This window comes from Streptomyces sp. NBC_01485 (genome assembly GCF_036227125.1).
In the GTDB taxonomy this organism is placed as follows: domain Bacteria; phylum Actinomycetota; class Actinomycetes; order Streptomycetales; family Streptomycetaceae; genus Streptomyces.
Genome location: NZ_CP109435.1, coordinates 738785 through 752732, shown reverse-complemented (window position 1 = coordinate 752732; position 13948 = coordinate 738785). Strand labels below are relative to the sequence as shown.

Annotated in this window: 13 protein-coding genes; 6 read left to right on the top strand and 7 right to left on the bottom strand. The window is 72.4% G+C overall.

What is annotated here, in order from left to right; all coding sequences use genetic code 11:
• The first annotated feature begins 26 nt into the window (after positions 1-26).
• Positions 27-692: a response regulator transcription factor gene (locus tag OG352_RS03020; protein WP_329214034.1), complete on the top strand. Its 666-nt coding sequence runs from the start codon at positions 27-29 to the stop codon at positions 690-692.
• On the opposite strand, the gene OG352_RS03015 is transcribed toward OG352_RS03020, so the two are convergent.
• Positions 653-949: a DUF6332 family protein gene (locus OG352_RS03015; protein ID WP_329214032.1), complete on the bottom strand. Its 297-nt coding sequence runs from the start codon at positions 947-949 to the stop codon at positions 653-655. The genes OG352_RS03020 and OG352_RS03015 overlap by 40 nt on opposite strands.
• Positions 950-959: 10 nt before the next feature.
• Positions 960-1085: a hypothetical protein gene (locus tag OG352_RS03010; protein WP_329214030.1), complete on the bottom strand. Its 126-nt coding sequence runs from the start codon at positions 1083-1085 to the stop codon at positions 960-962.
• A gap of 86 nt (positions 1086-1171) precedes the next feature.
• On the opposite strand from OG352_RS03010, the gene OG352_RS03005 reads away from it, so the two are divergent.
• A complete protein-coding gene (locus OG352_RS03005) occupies positions 1172-1576 on the top strand; it encodes a MarR family winged helix-turn-helix transcriptional regulator (protein ID WP_329214028.1) in 405 nt (134 codons plus the stop codon).
• 13 nt (positions 1577-1589) lie between these two features.
• On the opposite strand, the gene OG352_RS03000 is transcribed toward OG352_RS03005, so the two are convergent.
• Both OG352_RS03000 and OG352_RS02995 read right to left on the bottom strand, forming a co-directional pair.
• Positions 1590-2336: a maleylpyruvate isomerase family mycothiol-dependent enzyme gene (locus OG352_RS03000; protein WP_329214026.1), complete on the bottom strand. Its 747-nt coding sequence runs from the start codon at positions 2334-2336 to the stop codon at positions 1590-1592.
• Between the two features lie 81 nt (positions 2337-2417).
• On the bottom strand, positions 2418-3665 hold the full coding sequence (locus tag OG352_RS02995; protein ID WP_329214024.1) for an MFS transporter: 1248 nt from the start codon (positions 3663-3665) through the stop codon (positions 2418-2420).
• An 81-nt stretch (positions 3666-3746) separates the two neighbouring features.
• Between OG352_RS02995 and OG352_RS02990 the strand changes: the two genes are divergently transcribed.
• From OG352_RS02990 to OG352_RS02975, 4 genes are all read left to right on the top strand, one after another.
• Positions 3747-4340 carry a hypothetical protein gene (locus OG352_RS02990; protein ID WP_329214022.1) on the top strand — a complete coding sequence of 198 codons (594 nt, stop codon included), beginning with the start codon at positions 3747-3749 and terminating at the stop codon, positions 4338-4340.
• A gap of 156 nt (positions 4341-4496) precedes the next feature.
• On the top strand, positions 4497-5375 hold the full coding sequence (locus OG352_RS02985; RefSeq protein WP_329214020.1) for a hypothetical protein: 879 nt from the start codon (positions 4497-4499) through the stop codon (positions 5373-5375).
• Between the two features lie 156 nt (positions 5376-5531).
• Entirely contained in the window at positions 5532-7475 is a 1944-nt protein-coding gene (gene htpG, locus OG352_RS02980; protein ID WP_329214017.1) for a molecular chaperone HtpG, read from the top strand.
• Positions 7476-7675: 200 nt separating this feature from the next.
• The gene (locus OG352_RS02975) at positions 7676-10033 is read left to right on the top strand and encodes an MFS transporter (protein WP_329214015.1); all 2358 of its coding nucleotides are present in this window, start codon (positions 7676-7678) and stop codon (positions 10031-10033) included.
• 45 nt (positions 10034-10078) lie between these two features.
• Here the strand turns inward: OG352_RS02975 and OG352_RS02970 are convergent, their stop codons facing one another.
• Genes OG352_RS02970 through OG352_RS02960 form a run of 3 tightly spaced genes read right to left on the bottom strand, consistent with a single transcriptional unit; the run spans position 10079 to position 13834 of the window.
• Positions 10079-11152, bottom strand: a complete 1074-nt coding sequence (locus OG352_RS02970) for a FecCD family ABC transporter permease (RefSeq protein WP_443072471.1) — start codon at positions 11150-11152, stop codon at positions 10079-10081.
• 2 nt (positions 11153-11154) lie between these two features.
• Positions 11155-12216, bottom strand: a complete 1062-nt coding sequence (locus OG352_RS02965) for a FecCD family ABC transporter permease (RefSeq protein ID WP_329214013.1) — start codon at positions 12214-12216, stop codon at positions 11155-11157.
• Positions 12206-13834 (bottom strand): (2,3-dihydroxybenzoyl)adenylate synthase, encoded by a 1629-nt coding sequence (locus OG352_RS02960; RefSeq protein ID WP_329214012.1) that lies wholly within the window; start codon positions 13832-13834, stop codon positions 12206-12208. The genes OG352_RS02965 and OG352_RS02960 overlap by 11 nt, the downstream gene beginning before the upstream one ends.
• Positions 13835-13948: the final 114 nt, after the last annotated feature.

Here is a 13948-nt window from a genome sequence, read left to right as displayed (position 1 = left end):
GAGGACCGGTGAGTGCGGGAGGAGCGGTGATCCGTGTACTGCTCGCCGACGACCAGTCGCTGGTCCGGGCGGGGTTCCGGGCGCTGCTCGACGCGCAGCCGGACATCGAGGTGGCCGGGGAGGCCGCCGACGGGGACGAAGCGGTGCGCGCGGTGCGTGAACTGCGGCCCGACGTCGTCCTGATGGACATCCGGATGCCCCTCCTCGACGGCCTGGCCGCCACCCGCCGGATCACCGACGACGAGGCGCTGTCCCACGTCAAGGTGGTCATGCTGACCACCTTCGAACTCGACGAGTACGTCTTCGAGGCGATCCGCTCGGGTGCCTCCGGCTTCCTGGTCAAGGACACCGAGCCGGACGAACTCCTGCGTGCCGTAAGGGCGGTGGTCGCCGGGGACGCGCTGCTCTCGCCGGGAGTGACGCGCCGGCTCATCGCCGAGTTCGCCGCCCGCTCCAAGGAGCCTGCCACGGCAGGCGAGTTGGGGCGGCTCACGGAACGCGAGCGGGAGGTGATGGCGCTGGTCGGGATCGGCCTGTCCAACGAGGAGATCGCCCGCCGGCTGGTCGTCAGCCCGCTCACCGCCAAGACCCATGTCAGCCGCACCATGGTGAAGCTGGGCGCCCGGGACCGGGCCCAACTGGTCGTCCTGGCCTACGAGTCGGGGTTGGTCCGGCCGGGCTGGCTGGGCTGAGCCGCCGGGCCGGCTTCCCTGCGGAAGCGGAGCAGCACGGAGATCACCCGGGCCGTGAACACCAGGGGAGCGAGCACCAGGCCCGCCCGCAGCAGCGACTTCTCCGCCAGGTCCGGCAGTTCGAACAGCAGCGCCGGTCCGGCGACCGCCCCGAAGAGCACCGCCGCCGCGAACACGGCACTGCACAGCGCGTATCCGATCTCGACGGTGATCGCGTCCCGCTCGGCCTGTGTGCGCCGTCCCCCGTAACCGCTCATCGGGCCAGTCTCACAGGTGCGCGCCCGGCGAGGCAATCGTCCCCGCCGGGCACAGCACCAGCAGGGTGCCCCACAGCCGGGCGGTCCAGCGGCCCTCGGCAAGAGGGGACGTGGGGGAGGGGAGCGGATAGGTCATGGCGGAGGCGGCACATGTGTATGCATCGATTGCGAGCGCATTTAATTCCCGCGCAATGAATCTCACACTCTGCTACGGTGCGCCCCATGGCGGCGAAGAACGGCGGGACCGAGGCCGAGCGGGCGCTGGTGGGGCAGTGGCGGGACATGCTGGCGCTGCATGCGCGCACGCAGTGCGAACTCGACCGGGCGCTGCACCAACACGGCTTGTGCGGCAGCGACTTCGAGGTGCTCGACGTCCTCGCCGAGTCTGCGGCCCCGGACGGCTCGTGCAGCTACCGGGTGCAGGAGATCGCCGACCGGGTCCATCTCAGCCAGAGTGCGCTGTCGCGGCTCATCGCCCGTCTGGAGAAGGACGATCTCGTCGAGCGCCACATGTGCTCGGAGGACCGCAGGGGCGTCCGGGTGGCGCTCACGGGAAAGGGGCGCGCGCTGCACGGCGACGTACGGCCGGTGCAGCGCGCGGTGTTGACCAGGATGCTGACGAACTGACGTCGGCGGCCTGTCAGTTCACGGCGGACGTCTCCCGCCACAGCCGCGCCAGCGAGTCGTCCCCGGTGGCGGTGGGCAGCGGCAGGCGGTTCCACAGTGACAGGTAGAGCAGCGCCGCCGGTCCGGACACCTCGCAGTCGGCGTCCCCTTCGGCGTCGCGCACCGTCACGGGCGGCTCCGACGACAGGCGTACGGTCCACACGGCGTCGGCCGTGTCCGTCGCCCGCACCCGCAGGACCCGGGGCTCCTCGGTGCGCACCCCGCTCCCGGCGCGCGCGTGGAAGCCGCGCAGCAGCTCGTCGACGCCGTCCGCCGCGAAGTCGGCGGTGAACTCCGGGGCGATCTCCTCGGGTATCCGGCCACGGGCCGACTCCGCGTCCACGCGGTGCACGGCCGTCTCGTGCGCCTGCCGTCTGGCCCAGAACGCGAGCGGTGACGGCGCGGGCAGGAACTGCCAGCACAGCAGGTCGGGCGAGGCGGCGGACAGGGTGTCGACGAGCCGTCCGTGTCCTTCGCGGAACCAGTTCAGCAGCGGGTCGCCGTCGAGGTCCGGCGGTTCGTCGAAGGGACGGAACGAAGGGTGGCCCTCGGCCACGAACGACGTCGCCCAGCGGTGCACGGCGCCCGTGTGCCGCAACAGGTCCCTGACCTGCCACTCCGGGCAGGTCGGCACCTTCGCCTCGGGGCCGGCCTCCGCCGCGGCGGCGGCCAGCGACCGGCCCTCGCGGTCGAGGATGTGGATGAACTCGGCAGTCTCCATGGGGGGAGTCTGCAGGATGGAGTGTGGGCGAGGGGCGGTGAGGGAGGGGGTGAGGGATGAGGGGGAGCCGTGGTGGTGTGCTCAGTCGGCCGTTGCCCGGCGGGTGGCGAGGCCGATCGCCGCGGCCACTGCGGCCAGGGCCGCCACGCTGGTGAGGGCGGCTGACAGGGAGAACCAGTCGGCCATGAAGCCGATGGCGGGCGGGCCCAGGAGCATGCCGCCGTAGCCGAGCGTCGAGACGACGGCGACTCCGCTCGGGCCGGCCAGGGCGCCCGCGCGTTCGACGGCCACCGGGAACAGGTTGGCCAGGCCGAGTCCCGCGATCGCGTAGCCCAGCAGCGCCGCCCACAGGGCCGGGGCGAGGGAGCCGAGCAGCATCCCGGCCGCCGCGACCGCGCCGCCGGTGACCACCGTGCGGGTGCGGCCGAGCCGCTCGAGGAGGGTGGTGCCGGTGAGTCTGCCGACCGTCATGGCCAGCGCGAAACAGGAGTAACCGGCCGCGGCGGCCCCGGCGGAGGAGCCCAGGTCCTGTTGCAGGTGCAGCGCGCCCCAGTCGGCGAGGGCTCCTTCGCCGTAGGCCGTGCAGAGGGCGATCAGGCCGAAGACGACGACAAGGCGGCGGGTGCGGGTGCGGGTGCGGGTGGTGAGGCGGTGCGGGGCTGCCTTCGCGGGGGCCGGAGCATCGGGGCCGGCGATGGTCTGTCCGGCTTGTTCGGGTGGGCGTGGTGGCTCGTGCCGGAGCAGCGTGGGTGCCGTGAGCGCGGTGACGAGCAGGCCGATGATCCCGAGGCCCAGCAGATGGCGCGTGGGGGACAGGGAGCCCGCGACCAGGCCGCCGAGACCGGCGCCGATCATGCAGCCCAGGCTGAAGGCCGCGTGGAAGGTGGGCATGATCGGCCTGCGCAGCGCCGCGACCAGATCGACGGCGGCGCTGTTGAACGCGACGTTGATCCCGCCGTAGGCAGCGCCAAATGGCAACAGGACGGCGCCGAGTGCGGTGGCGGAGTGGGTGAGTGGGGGAAGCGTGACGCTGAGGGAGAGCAGGACCGCGCAGACCACGGTGACCGGGTGACTGCCGTAGCGATGGCAGAGGCGCCCGGTGAACATCATCGTGATCACCGCGCCCGCGGAGACACCGAGGAGCGCGAGACCGAGGGTGCTGGGGGAGGCGCCGGTCTGGTGCTTGATGGCGGGGATGCGGACGACCCATCCGGCGAAGATGAAGCCGTCGAGGGCGAAGAAGACGGTCAGGGCGATGCGGAGGCGGATGAGGTGGTCGCCGTCGCCCGGCACGGCGTTGTGCGTTCGGGTTTTGTTTATTAGCGGCACTAAATGAGGCTAGGGCGTTGCCCCGAGCCGAACAAGGGGCTCGCGTCAGCCGTGGGTGAGGTCGTTCGGGAACATGGGGGGATGCGAATGTACGGAGACCGGCGGTGGGCCCTGGTGGGGACGGCGCTGATGGGGGGTGTCGTGGTGGCCTGCGGCGGACCCGGAGACAGCGGAGGGGCGGCCACAGCCGCGCCCTCGGCCACCGGCACGGTTGCCTCGCCGTCCCCCTCCACCCCCCGGTTCGACGAGGAGATCGAGCTGTCCGACGGCCGACGCGTGGGCATGTCGTACGTCGCCGGGCGTGGGCTCGTCGAGCGGCACCGGGGCGCGGGTGCGGGAGCGTGGAGCGCGCCGCGTGTGGTGTACGCGACCGCGACGGATCGGTGCCAGAGCCTCACGCTCAAGGCGTTCGGCGGGACGGTCGCGGTCGTCGCGGACTGGGGCGACTACTGCTACGACGGCGAACCGCCGACGGAGTCGATCGCCGCGGTCGGCGTCGGTGACCTGTCCCGCTGGGACACCGAGCTCACCGAGGACTTCGACGGCTGGGAGAAGGTCGTCGCCGTGGACGGTGTACGGCAGTTGGTCTTCAGCGAGGCTTCCACGCAGTCGCTGACCCGGCTTCGGTGGAGCGGGATAGAAGGCTTCGCGGAGGTGGAGGAGATTCCGCGCTGATTTCCGGGTATCTCCGGCATGCGCGGGTGCGACCACTAAACTTCCGCGACGCGTCTGTCGCTTAAGCCCGTCAGTTCGCCAACTCATCAGCGCCATCAACACATTCAGCACATCAGCGCAGCAGCACATCAGCCGTGACTCGGGGGAGCCCGCTACATGAACGCCTGGAACCAGCAGGGCGGCCGGCCACCGTACGACCCTTACCAGCAGCCGTATCAGCCGAACCAGCCGTATCAGCCGCACCAGCCCTACGGACCGCCGCCGGTGCCGCCGCCCGTGCCGCGCGTGGGGCTGTTCCGGCGGCTGTGGCGGGCCGTCGGTCCGATCGCCGTCGGGCGTAAGGTCTTTCGGCCGTCGCGGCCGGGGCGGGTCGACGATCCGGTGGTCGCCCGGATGCAGAAGATCCGTACCGGCGTCGGTCTGGCCGCCGTGGTGTGGGTGATGGTGTCTTACCGACTCGCCCGGTCCGTGGGGGATTTCGCGAGCGACCGCGTCGATCAGTCATGGAACAACGTCCTCGTTCTGGCGGTGACCTTCCCGGTGGTCGTCGGCGTGCTGATCGGCGTTGCCCGTCCGCCGGCCCGGCGGGAGTTGCTGCGGCGGGCGGCCAAGCCGTTCGGCTCGATCGTGGCGATCATCGCCGCGGTGGCCGTGTTCCCGGCGTTCGTGCTCACCGGTTTCGTCGACGGGCGGTTCGCCACGAACCCCGTGATGACGGTGGTCACCGTCCTCGTCACACTGTTCGCGATCGTCTGGATCCTCCCGTTCGTGATCTACGGCGTCGGACTGTCCCTGGTGCACGTCTTCCGCACCGCCGACATGCACGAGACGGTCCCGCCGCTGCTGGCGCTGGTGCTCGTATGGGAGATGGCACTGCTCGACCTGGTCACCGGGGCGTACGAGGGCGCGCCGGTACCGGTGCGGATCGGGCTCGTGCTGGGCGCCCCGCTGTCGGTCACCGCGGTGGCCCTGTGGGAGCTGCGGCGGCTGCGCGTCGGCTACGGCCTCACGCTCCGCGGCGCGCTCATGCGCTGACGGCGCCCGGCCGTGCGGACGAGTCCGAAGGGGTAGGGGGTTGTAGGGGTTCGAAGAGGACGGCGTAGAACAGGGGGCACTCCACCCTGACTTGGTGTTTTACAGTTGCTCTCGCCAGTCCAGGAGACCCCGGAACCTGTGAGGAACACGCCAGCCATGTCGACCGAAACGTTTGAGTTCCAGGTAGAGGCCCGTCAGCTGTTGCAGTTGATGATCCACTCGGTCTACTCGAACAAGGACGTCTTTCTTCGCGAGCTCGTCTCCAACGCCTCCGACGCGCTGGACAAGCTGCGCCTCGCCGCGCTGCGGGACGACGCGCTCGACGCGGACGTCTCCGACCTGCACATCGACCTCGAGACCGACGCCGAGGCCCGCACCCTGACGGTGCGGGACAACGGCATCGGAATGTCGTACGAGGAGGTCGGCCGGCTCATCGGCACGATCGCCAACTCGGGTACGGCGAAGTTCGCGCAGGAGCTGCGGGAGGCCCAGGAGGAGGCAGGGGCCGAGGGGCTCATCGGGCAGTTCGGCGTCGGCTTCTACTCCGGCTTCATGGTGGCCGACGAGATGACGCTGCTGACCCGGCGCGCCGGCGAGAGCCACGGCACCCGCTGGTCGTCGCGCGGTGAGGGCACGTACACGCTGGAGCGGGTGGACGACGCGCCGCAGGGCACGACGGTCACGCTGCACTTCAAGCCCGCCGACTCCGACGACCAACTGCACGACTACACCTCGGACTGGACGATCAAGGAGATCGTCAAGCGCTACTCGGACTTCATCACCTGGCCGATCCGGATGGTCCCGACGGCGCCCGGCGGCGACACCTCCAAGACCGCCGACACCGCCGACGCCTCCGAAACCGCCGACACCGTGCCTGAACCCGAGACGCTGAACTCGATGAAGGCCCTGTGGGCGCGTCCGCGCGACGAGGTGTCCGACGACGAGTACCACGAGCTGTACAAGCACATCAGCCACGACTGGCGTGAACCGCTGGAGACCGTCCGGCTCCAGGCGGAGGGCACCTTCGAGTACCAGGCGCTGCTGTTCGTCCCGTCGCACGCCCCGCACGACCTGTACAACCAGGGCTACAAGCGCGGTGTGCAGCTCTATGTGAAGCGCGTCTTCATCATGGACGACTGCGAGGCGCTGCTGCCGCCGTACCTGCGCTTCGTCAAGGGCGTGGTCGACGCCGCGGACCTCTCGCTGAACGTCTCCCGCGAGATCCTCCAGCAGGACCGGCACATCAAGATGATGCAGCGCCGGCTCACCAAGAAGGTCGTGTCGACGGTCAAGGACATGATGACCGCGGCCCCCGACCGGTACGCCACGTTCTGGCGGGAGTTCGGCGCCGTCCTGAAGGAGGGGCTGCTGTCCGACTCCGACAACCGCGACACCCTCCTCGCGGTCTCCTCGTTCGCGACCACGCACAGCGAGGACGAGCCGACCACGCTGAAGAGCTACGTGGAGCGGATGAAGGACGGGCAGGACGCCGTCTACTACCTGACCGGCGAGTCCCGGCAGAGCATCGAGAACTCCCCGCACATGGAGGCGTTCTCGGCGAAGGGCATCGAGGTCCTGCTGCTCACCGACCCGGTCGACGAGGTGTGGGTCGACGCGGTGGGCGAGTTCGACGGCAGGCCGCTGCGGTCCGTCGCCAAGGGCGAGGTCGACCTCGGCGGCGAGGACGACGAGAAGGCCGACGGCGAGCGGGAGAAGCAGGGTGAGGAGTACGCCGCGCTGCTCGGCTGGATGAAGGAGCAACTGGCCGAGGACGTCAAGGAGGTGCGGCTGTCGTCCCGTCTCACCGTGTCCCCGGCGTGCATCGTCTCCGACGCGCACGACCTCACCCCGGCGCTGGAGAACATGTACCGCGCGATGGGGCAGGAGGTGCCGCGCGCCCTGCGGATCCTCGAACTCAACCCCGACCACCTGCTCGTGAAGGGCCTCAACCAGGCCTACAAGGAGCGCGAGGACCACGCGGGGCTCGCCGACACCGCCGAGTTGCTGCACGGCCTGGCGGTCCTCGCCGAGGGCGGGCGGCCCAAGGAGCCCGGACGGTTCGTGAAGCTGGTGGCGGACCACCTGGAGCGCGCGCTGTAGCGGAGCCGCCCGAAACCGTGGGCTGACGGCCGTGTGAGACCGGGCAGGAGGGGCCTCCTGTCCGGTCCCCTTCTGCCTGCTCCTTCTGCCCGGTTTCTTCAGGCTCCGCGCACCGAAAGCGCTAGCTGCTTGAGTCAATCAAGTGGGCATACGATGCTCCGCAGTCGTGCAGAACCGCATCCCCCACGGAGGCCCCGACTATGTCCCATGCGCAACCCCGGTCTGCGGAGACGGAGACGGGGGAGGGGCCTGCCGCACCGCGGCCCGGCCTCGTCGTGGCGGTGCTCGCCTTCGGCGGGATCGTGGTCTCGCTGATGCAGACCCTGGTGATCCCGATCGTCCCGGAGCTGCCGAAGCTGCTGGACGCCCCGGCCTCGGACGCCGTCTGGGCGGTCACCGCCACGCTTCTCGCGGCCGCCGTCGCCACCCCCGTCATGGGCCGGCTCGGCGACATGTACGGCAAGCGCCGCATGCTGCTGGTCAGCCTGTTCCCGCTGATCGCCGGATCGGTCACGGCCGCCCTCAGCGACGGGCTCCCGCTGATGATCGTGGGCCGGGGCCTGCAAGGACTCGCCTGCGGGGTCGTCCCGCTCGGCATCAGCATCATGCGCGACGAACTGCCCGCCGAGCGGCTCGGTTCGGCGACCGCCCTCATGAGCGCCTCCCTCGGCGTCGGCGGCGCCTTGGGGCTGCCCGCCGCCGCGCTCATCGCGGACCACTTCGACTGGCACATGCTGTTCTGGACGTCGGCCGCCCTCGGTGTGGTCGCCGTCGTGCTCGTCCCGCTGTTCGTGCCCGAGTCGAAGGTGCGCTCGGGCGGACGCTTCGACCTGGTCGGCGCTCTCGGCATGGCGGCCGGGCTGGTCTGTCTGCTGCTGGCGATCTCCAAGGGGGCCGACTGGGGCTGGGGCAGCGCCACCACCCTCGGGCTCTTCGGCGCGGCGGTCGTCGTCCTGCTGCTGTGGGGCCTGTTCGAACTGCGGGTCGGGGACCCCCTGGTGGACCTGCGGACCACCGCCCGCCGTCAGGTGCTGGTGACCGACCTCGCCTCGACGGCCTTCGGTTTCTCCATGTTCGCGATGTCCCTGGTCCTGCCCCGACTCCTGCGACTGCCCGAGGCGACGGGCTACGGTCTGGGTAGGTCGCTACTGGCCGTCGGCCTGGTCATGGCCCCCACGGGGCTGGTGATGATGGCCACCGCGCCCCTCTCCGCGCTGGTCTCCAAGGCGCGGGGCCCGAAGGTGACGCTGATGCTGGGCGCCGTCGTCGTCGCCGTGGGCTACGGCCTCGGCATCGTGCTGATGGACGCGGTGTGGCAGCTCGTCCTGGTCTCCTGCGTCGTCGGCGCCGGCATCGGGTTCGGCTACGGGGCCATGCCCGCGCTCATCATGGGCGCAGTGGACCCCTCCGAGACGGCCGCCGCGAACAGCCTCAACACCCTGATGCGGTCCATCGGCACCACCAGTGCCAGCGCCGTCGCCGGTGTGATCCTGGCCCGGATGACCACCCCCTTCGGCACCACCGTGCTGCCCTCGGAGAACAGCTTCAAGGTCGTCATGGCCGTCGGCGCGGGCGCGGCACTCCTCGCGCTTCTCGTCGCCGCGTTCCTCCCGCGGCAGCGGACGGCGGCCAAGGAGACCGTCACGGAGCCGGTGGCCGTGGAACAGGCCGGCGCACCGGACGAGCAGGCGGTGGGCGCCGCCCTCGCCGTGCCGCTGGCCCGCGCCGTCGCGGAGCTCGTGGCGACGGTGCCGGGGCTGACCGACGGCCGTCCGGGCGATGGCGGTCCGGCCGGTGGCGGGCACCCGGTGCGCGGGCAGGTGCGGGGCGCGGAGGGCGTGCCGGTGGGCGGGGCGGCGGTGACGCTGATCTCGCTGGACGGACGGCAGTTGAGCCGGGCGGTCGCCGAGGCGGACGGCGTCTACGCCGTCGAGGCGCCCGGGGAGGGCACGTACGTGCTCATCGCCTCCGCCGACGGCCATCAGCCGCAGGCGACGACGGTGGTGGTCGGGGCGACGCCGGTGACGTACGACGTGCTGCTCAGCGGTTCCAGCGGGCTGGCCGGTGTGGTGCGGACCGCGGACGGCGGGGTGCCGGTCGCCGGGGCGGTGGTCATCCTCACCGACGTCCGCGGCGACGTGCTGGCCACCACGCAGACCGACGGCATAGGCGAGTTCTCCGTCGCCGACCTGGTGCCCGGGCCCGTGACCCTCGCGGTCAGCTCGCCCAAGCACCGCCCGCTGGCCCTGCCCGTGGAGATCCGCGTCACCGGTGTCACCCGGGTCGACGTGGAGCTGCGGGCCGGCGCGCAGGTGCGGGGCACCGTGCGCGGCGCGGGCGCTCCGCTGGGCGACGCGCGGGTGACCCTGGTCGACGCCGCGGGGAACGTCGTCGCGACCGCCAGGACCGGGCGCGACGGGGCGTACGCGTTCTCCGACCTGGACGGCGGCCCGTACACCGTCATCGCGACCGGCTATCCGCCCCGGGCGACCGGCGTCAGCCTCGGCGGCGGCGACGTGGACGACCACGACATAGAACTCGCCCACGCCGACGCGTAGTTCACCCACGGCAGGCTGCCGGAGGCCCTCCGGCGGCCTGCCGCCTCAGATCCGCCCGGCCCGCCGCTGGCGGCGCAGCAGCAGCCCCAGATACAGCCCGCCGACCACCGCCGTCACCACGCCCACCGGCAACTGGGCCGCCTCGTGGACGCGTTGGGACGCGAAGTCCGCGCTGACGACGAGCAGCGCGCCGGTGCAGGTGGCGGCGGCCGGGTTGGGGCCGGCGACACGGGTGAGGCGGCGGGCCAGCTGGGGGGCGATGAGGGCCACGAACGGGATCGGGCCGGCCGCCGCCGTGGCCACCGCGCAGGCCGCCGTGGCCAGCACCAGCAACGCCAGGCGGGTGCGCTGCACGGGCACCCCGAGGCCGCCCGCCACGTCGTCGCCCATCTCCAGGACCTTCAGCCGGCCCGCCGCCGGCGCGACGAGCGGCAGCAGCACGAGGAGCCCGAGGGCGACGGGCCGGACGTCCTGCCAACCCCGGCCGTTGAGGCTGCCGTTGAGCCACACCATGGCCTGCGCGGCCTGCGTGAAACGGGCCTTGGCGAGCAGATAGGCGTTGACCCCCTGGAGCAGGGCGCTCACCCCGATGCCGACCAGGACGAGGCGGTAGCCGTGGATGCCGTGCCGCCAGGCGAGGACGTACACCAGCAGGGCGGTGAGCAGGCCGCCGCCCACCGCGCCCGCCGCGATCTGCCCGCCGGTGCCGCCCACGGTCAGCACGACGAGCAGACCGCCGGTGGCCGAGCCGTAGGTGAAGCCGACGAGGTCCGGGCTGCCCAGCGGGTTGCGGGTCAGGCTCTGGAAGAGGGCTCCGCTGAGCCCGAGCGCGGCCCCCACCAGGATGCCGGTCAGCAGCCGGGGCAGCCGTAGCTGGTTCACCACGAAGTCCGTGCGCCTGCTGCCGTTGCCCAGCAGGGTGCGCACCACGTCCGCCGGGGAGACCGGGTACTCGCCGGTGCCCAGGGCGAGGACGCCGATCCCGGCGGTGAGGGCGAGCACCACGAGACAGACCGTGAACGCCCGGACCTCCACCCGCACCGAGAGGCGGTGGGAGCGGCTGCGGACGACCCGGGCCCGGCGGGCGGTGGGCGCGGTCTCCGTGGGCGGGCCGGTCACCGTCACACCGCCACCACTCTGCGGTGGCGGACCAGCGCGATGAACACCGGGGCGCCGACCACCGCCGTGACCACGCCCGCGTCGAGCTCGTCGGGGCGTACGACGACCCGGCCGAGGACGTCGGCGAGCAGCAGCAGCGAGGGCGCGAGCAGCATGGACAGCGGCAGCGTCCAGCGCTGGTCGGCGCCCGCGATCATGCGGGCCACGTGAGGGACGGCGAGGCCGACGAAGACCAGCGGGCCGACGGCCGAGGTCGCCGCGCCGCACAGCAGCGTCACCGCCAGCAGCCCCAGGAAGCGGGTCCGGTTCAGGTGGGCGCCCAGGGCGCGGGCGGACTCGTCGCCGAGCGCCATCGCGTTCAGCGGCCGCACCAGCGACAGGGCCAGCAGCAGGCCGGCTCCGACGAACGGCATGAGGGCGGCGAGCGTTTCGCCGTCGGCGCGGGCGAGCGAGCCCACGCTCCAGAAGCGCAGTTGGTCCAGCGCCTGGGCGTCGAGCAGCATCAGCGTCTGGCCGACGCCGGTGAACACGGCGGTGACCACGGCCCCGCCCAGCGCGAGCCGTTCCGGGGTGGCCCCGCCGCGCCCGCCGGAGGCCAGCGAGTAGGCGAGCAGTCCGGCGACCACCGCGCCGGCCATCGCGAACCACACCGACGCCCACGTGCTGGTCAGGCCCAACGCGGTGAGGGCGAACACCACCCCGGTGGCGGCGCCCGCGTTGATGCCGAGCAGCCCGGGATCGGCCAGCGGGTTGCGGGTCAGCGCCTGGATCAGGGCGCCCGCGACACCGAGGGCGGCGCCGGCCGCGACGCCGGCGACGGTGCGGGGCACCCGTACGTCCCACACCACGGACGCCGCGATCGACCCGTCGTCGTGCAGCAGGGCGTCCAGCACGGTGGACGGCGCCAGCGAGCGCGAGCCGACCGCCAGGCTGAGCAGCACGGCCACGAGCAGCAGGAGCAGCGAGCCGAGCACGGCGAGGGTGCGGGTGGCGGCCCGGCCGCGCCCGGGCGGTCGCCCAGGTGGTCGTACGGTGGCGGTGGCGCCGCCCGGATCAGCCGCCAACGGGGCCCTCCGCGCGCAGGAGTTCGGTGATCCGGTGCCCCAGCGCCTTCTTGTCGGTCTTCCCGACGGAGGTGCGGGGGAGGGTGTCGGTGAGTTCCACCCGGTCGGGCAACTTGTAGGCGGCCACGCCGCGTTCGGTGAGGAACGCCGACAACTCCCGTTGGGTCGGGGCCTGTCCGCGCGGCACGAGATAGGCGCAGGTGCGTTCGCCGAGCGTCGCGTCGGGCATGCCGACCACGGCCGCGTCGTGCACGCCGGGGTGGGCGAGGAGGTGGTTCTCCAGCTCCTCGGCGGAGATCTTGTCGCCGCCCCGGTTGATCTGGTCCTTCTCCCGCCCCTCGACGACGAGATGGCCCGAGGGCAGCACCCGGACGAGGTCGCCGGTGCGGTAGAAGCCGTCCGGGGTGAAGGAGCGGGCGTTGTGCTCGGGCGCCCGGTAGTAGCCGCGCAGGGTGTAGGGGCCACGGGTGAGCAGCTCGCCGGTGGCGCCGGGCGGTACGTCGTGGCCGTCCGGGTCGACGACCCTGATCTCGTCGCCGGGGGAGAGCGGCCGGCCCTGGGTGTGCAGCACCAGCTCCTCGGGGTCGTTCAGGCGCGTGTAGTTGAGCAGTCCCTCGGCCATGCCGAAGACCTGCTGGAGGGTGCAGCCGAGGGCGGGCCGGACCCGGGCGGCGGGCTCGGCGCCCAGCTTGGAGCCGCCGACCTGGAGCAGCCGCAGCGAGGACAGGTCGGCGTCCTCCCACTCCACCGCGTCCAGCCAGAGCAGCGCGATCGGCGGGACGACGGCCGTGGCGGTGACCCCCTCCCGCTCGACCAGCGCGAAGGCGTCCTCGGGACTGGGGGTCGGGGAGAGGACGACCGTGCCGCCGGCCAGAAGGGTGCCCAGCAGCCCGGGGCAGGCGAGGGCGAAGTTGTGCGCGGTGGGCAGCACCACCAGGTACACGGTCGTCTCGTCGAAGCCGCAGACCTCCGCGCTGGCCCGGACGTTGTAGGCGTAGTCGTCGTGCGTGCGCGGGATCAGCTTCGGCTTGCCGGTGGTGCCGCCGGACAGCAGCAGCACCGCCACGTCGGACGGGTCCGGCACCGGCAGCGGGCAGGGCGCGGCGTCGACGTCCGCGAGGGCGGTGAACTCCGCCGGGTCCCCGGCCACCAGGACGTGCGCGACGGAGGGCACCGCCTTGCGCAGGGCGCGGGCGAGCGTGCGGTGGTCGAAGCGGTCGTGCACGTCGGGGATGGCGTACGCGACGGCGCCCGCGGTCCCGGCGACGTGCACGATCTCGCTCTCGCGGTGCGCGGGCAGCGTCAGGACGGGCACCGCGCCCGCCCGCAGCAGCGCGAAGAACAGCACCACGAAGGCGTCGGTGTTGGGGAGTTGGACGACTACCCGGTCGCCCGTGCCGATGCCGAGGCGGCGGAGGCCGGCGGCTGTGCGGTCGGCGCGCGCGTCCAGTTCCGCGTACGTCCACCGGTCGCCGTCCGCGTCCACGAGCGCCGTGCGCCCCGGATCGCGCTCGGCCCGGTCCCGCAGCAGCCGGTCCAGCGGACGGCCCTGCCAGAACCCCTCGGCCCGGTACCGCTCCGCCAGGGACTCGGGCCAGGGCACCCAACCGTCGAGCATGCTCAACTCCCGCCTGCCGTTGCGGAAAGGCTCGCCTGATGATCGGTGCGGGTCAACCCCGCCGCGTGTGATCGCGGCGGGTCGCGGACCGGTCGGAGGCGAGCCTGTCGTGTG

Bases quoted from the DNA above. Each gene is read 5' to 3' on its own strand.
- OG352_RS03010 (WP_329214030.1), bottom strand. From the start codon at position 1,085: ATGACCTATCCGCTCCCCTCCCCCACGTCCCCTCTTGCCGAGGGCCGC.
- OG352_RS02985 (WP_329214020.1), top strand. From the start codon at position 4,497: ATGAACGCCTGGAACCAGCAGGGCGGCCGGCCACCGTACGACCCTTAC.
- OG352_RS03005 (WP_329214028.1), top strand. From the start codon at position 1,172: ATGGCGGCGAAGAACGGCGGGACCGAGGCCGAGCGGGCGCTGGTGGGG.
- OG352_RS03000 (WP_329214026.1), bottom strand. From the start codon at position 2,336: ATGGAGACTGCCGAGTTCATCCACATCCTCGACCGCGAGGGCCGGTCG.
- htpG (WP_329214017.1), top strand. From the start codon at position 5,532: ATGTCGACCGAAACGTTTGAGTTCCAGGTAGAGGCCCGTCAGCTGTTG.
- OG352_RS02975 (WP_329214015.1), top strand. From the start codon at position 7,676: ATGTCCCATGCGCAACCCCGGTCTGCGGAGACGGAGACGGGGGAGGGG.
- OG352_RS02990 (WP_329214022.1), top strand. From the start codon at position 3,747: ATGCGAATGTACGGAGACCGGCGGTGGGCCCTGGTGGGGACGGCGCTG.
- OG352_RS03015 (WP_329214032.1), bottom strand. From the start codon at position 949: ATGAGCGGTTACGGGGGACGGCGCACACAGGCCGAGCGGGACGCGATC.
- OG352_RS02960 (WP_329214012.1), bottom strand. From the start codon at position 13,834: ATGCTCGACGGTTGGGTGCCCTGGCCCGAGTCCCTGGCGGAGCGGTAC.